Annotated in this window: 2 protein-coding genes; both read right to left on the bottom strand. The window is 42.5% G+C overall.

Features of this window, described 5'->3' with window-relative positions:
* A partial coding sequence (locus H6S82_RS22505; RefSeq protein WP_242057072.1) for a condensation domain-containing protein occupies positions 1 to 779 on the bottom strand: 779 nt, incomplete at its 3' end.
* Positions 769 to 3,909, bottom strand: a 3,141-nt coding sequence (locus tag H6S82_RS22500; protein WP_191056734.1) for a condensation domain-containing protein, incomplete at its 5' end; no start/stop codon positions are given. The genes H6S82_RS22500 and H6S82_RS22505, both read right to left, overlap by 11 nt.

The following is a 3,909-nucleotide window of genomic DNA, read 5'->3' as shown; positions in this document are numbered from 1 at the left end:
CAACAAGTCAGGAAGAACACATCAGCCGAAATCTCATACTTTTGTACCAGCGATTCAATCCTTTCTGTAACATCACAATTGAGATCGCAAGTCAAACATTCCGGTTGAAATTCGTTTTTGCCAAAAGAGGCATTTTCCAAAGGAAGTTTCAACGCAGCTAGATTAGAAAAATCCTGCTGTTCCCAATAATTTTTACCTGTCTCTGCGTCTTGATCTTCCAGTAATTGATTTTGCCATTCTGAAAATTGGACGTACTGCACAACCTCATCGTCTAATTCCTCACCTTGCCAGCAAGCAGTGTAGGAATTGCCGATTTCTCTAACTAGATTATTGAGTGTCCAACTATCAGCACAAAGCGCAGGCAAGTTAATCGTCAAAATATGCTTTTCTGGCGATAGCGTTATCAAGCTTGAACGCAACAACGCTTCTTTTTCAAATTTAAAATCTTGATGTCTTTCCCATTGAAAAATATCTTCAATCTTGGCTAACTGTTCCTCTGGTTTACAATCAGTTAAATCGATCTCGCGCCACAAAGTATCGCTGCTATCTTCTACAACCATAACCGGAGTTTTCATACCCGGTAAACGTCGAAAATTTGTCCGCAAAATTTCATGCCTTTCCACAATTTTCTCTAAGGCAAGTTTTAAAATTTTTGGCTGAAGATTCCCTGCCAAAAGGATAGCGCAATTAGCCTGGGTAGAAAAGCCGTCTTGCTGCAACAACCAAAGACGCTTTTGCTGAGGAGAAAGACGAAAACCGCTAATAGTTTTAGTTGGCATATACTTTCTCCATCTCTTTGCTTACAAGGTCTTTACTGTCGAACATTTCGCCCATCGCTACCACAATTTTGCGCGGCCCAACGTAAGGGTTTCGGCTGTGTGCGGCTAGCATATTATCTAGCATCAAAACATCTCCTTGTTGCCAAGGAAAACTAATCGTCGCTTCTCGATAAATTGCTTGAATTTCTGCCATGACCGAATCTTCAATGGGAGAACCATCACCGTAATAAACATTGCGCGGCAGGTTATCTTCCCCAAACAAAGATAATAAAGATTCGCGGACTGCTGGATCTAAACAGGATATGTGGTGCAACAGAATTTGGTTGAAAAATACTGCATCGTCCGTTTTGGGATGTTTGGCTATTGCCTGGGCAATTTTCCGAGTTCTCAAATTATTTCCATCTTTCCATTCAAACTCAATTTTCGCTTTTTTGCAAGCTTCTTCAACAACTTTTTTGTCTTCAGTGTGGAAGAATTCTTGCCAGCTTACATCCAAACCTTCGGTGTAGTTGCGGACATACATTAATTGCTTTTTCTCGAAATGCGATCGCAATTTCGGATCGAGCATCTGATAAATTTTTCGGCAATCTACAATCGGCGTTTCTCCACCTTTTTGTGCTGGTTGTACGCAGAAAAACCAAATTTTCATCGGCCAACAATGCAGGTGAGAACTTTCACTATGAAACAAGATAGCTTTGTCAGACGGATAAGGCGTAGAACCGTAAACTTTGCCGCCGACTCCCGCACGCGGTAAGTCTCCATACTCGCCGAATAATTCCGGGCAAATAGTTCCGGCGAACTGTTCAAAGTCAGACACGGAATCTAACTGAAAATCTCGAAAAAGGATTGCACCGCGATCGAGTAATTTGCTTTCTAAGAATTCTCGATTGTTTTTAACCCAGTCGATCGCATCAAGATCGTCAACATTTGGCTTAATTACCAAAGGCAGCGTTTCCCCAGCAGACAGATACTCTGTTTTAACCAATTTCTCTTCCAAGAAGCTGACCGCTTTCGGTGCCACTTTCTTGAATTTTTTGAATTTAAATTCTTTCCGTTCTTGTTTTTCCATCGCTTGTTGTTTCTTTTCAGCTTCGGAGAATATCTCTAAATTTGATAACCGCGCATCTGGTTGAGCCACAATACTATTTAGTAGCGTTTGGAAATGATTCGAGATGCGAATAATAGTAGCGGCATCGAAAAGGTCTGTACTGTAGTTCCAAGTGCCAACGATTCCTCGCTCTGTTTCTGTGATGAATAAAGCTAAATCGAAATTCGTAGTTTGGCGATCGACTTCTACAAAGCTAAGAGTTAAACCAGCTAATTCTAAGGGAGGCATGGGAGCATTTTGCATCACAAATAACACCTGAAACAAAGGCGTGTGTATGGACGATCGCTCCGGTCGCAGAATTTCTACCAATTTGCCAAAAGGCAAGTCTTGGTGAGCGTATGCTCCTAAAGTTACCTGTAAAACACGCCCCAATAATTCTCGAAAACTAGGGTTGCCAGCCAAGGAAGTACGCAGAATTAAAATATTAACAAAAAACCCAATCAAAGATTCAGTTTCGCGGCGGTTTCGATTGGCAACATCAGTGCCAACAAGGATATCTTCCTGACCCGTCCAGCGATATAGCAGCGTTTGAAAAGCTGCCAGCATGGTCATAAATAGGGTAACGCCTTCTTTGCGACTAAGCGTTTTAAGATCTGAAGATAAAGTCGCGGGAAGCGTAAAAGAATAGGTTGCACCTTGAAAAGTATTATTGCCACGCGGACGTAGGCCGAAGGCCGAGGCGAAGCCATCGACAGGCAATTGCAACGCTGGTAAATTACCGCTCAATTGCTGTTTCCAGTAAGCTAATTGCGTTTCCAAAACTTCTCCCTGCAACCAATTTCTCTGCCAAACTGCAAAATCCGCGTACTGGATCGGCAATTCTGGCAGCGGAGAAGCTTTTCCAGTGGAAAACGCTTCATAAAGTGCAGCTACTTCTCGAATCAATACCCCGATCGACCAACCATCAAAGATAATGTGGTGGATTGTCAGCACTAATATATGTTCTGCTGAATTCAACCGTAGCAGAGTAATTCGCAACAATGGCCCTTTCTCTAAATCAAATGGTTTTTGTGCTTCCGCAAGCATGAAATTTTTACTTGAGGATTCTGGATTTTCCATTGTGGTGAAATCTAAAACCGACAATTGGAAATTCCCGATCGCATCGATAACTTGAATCGGTCGATCGTTCGCAGTGGTGAAAGTAGTTCGCAGAGTTTCGTGTCGTTTCACCACTTCGCTGAGGCTTTTTGCCAACGCCGTTAGATTCAGTTCCCCCACAATACGCACGGCGGCGGGAATATTATAAGCATAGTTGCCAGGTTCTAATTGATCGATAAACCACAATCGTTCCTGTGCGAAAGATAAAGGTAACTCGACATTTCGAGAAACGGGTTTTATGGGAGGAACTTCAGCTAATTTCTTGTGCTTTCCTTCTCCTTTTACCGCTTTCATCGCCGTTTCAATTTGTGCGGCTAAAGCTGCTATGGTAGGTACTTCAAACAAGTGGCGCAGGGGCAATTCTACACCAAAGGTATCGCGCACGCAAGAAATAATTTGCGTAGCCAGTAAGGAATGTCCGCCTAATTCAAAAAAGCTGTCGTTAATTCCTACGCGATCGACTCCGAGAAGTTGTGTCCAAATGGCTGCCAGTAATTCTTCTACGGGGGTACGCGGCGCTAAAAAAGCCGTTGGGAAGTTTTGGCGATCGCTTTTATTTACAGATTTAACTTGCGGAATTTCGCTGACTGGAATTTTTTCTAAAAGCGTTGCCAGATTTTGTTCTGGATTACTAATAATTTCCCGCAGCAAAGTTTGGAAATGTGCCAAAATGTTGCTAACGCTATTTCCATCAAAACGGCGTCTATCATAGACAATTTGCAACCTTAATTCCGCCACCGGACTAACTAGCAAAGTCAGGGCGTATTTTGTTTGTGCGCCTTGAAAACGGTAATTAACTATATCAATAGTTAAATTGGCAGATTCTAGGATAGATAAATCGGGGAAATTCTCGAAAACTAGAAGGCTTTCATAAAGGGGTAAGGCTCCAGGTACTTCACTCGATCGATAAACTTCTCCGCCTGG

The sequence above is a fragment of the Planktothrix sp. FACHB-1355 genome (assembly GCF_014748295.1).
In the GTDB taxonomy this organism is placed as follows: domain Bacteria; phylum Cyanobacteriota; class Cyanobacteriia; order Cyanobacteriales; family Aerosakkonemataceae; genus Aerosakkonema; species Aerosakkonema funiforme_A.
The sequence above is the reverse complement of the archived record's forward strand: the minus strand, read 5'-3'. Positions and strand labels throughout refer to the sequence as shown.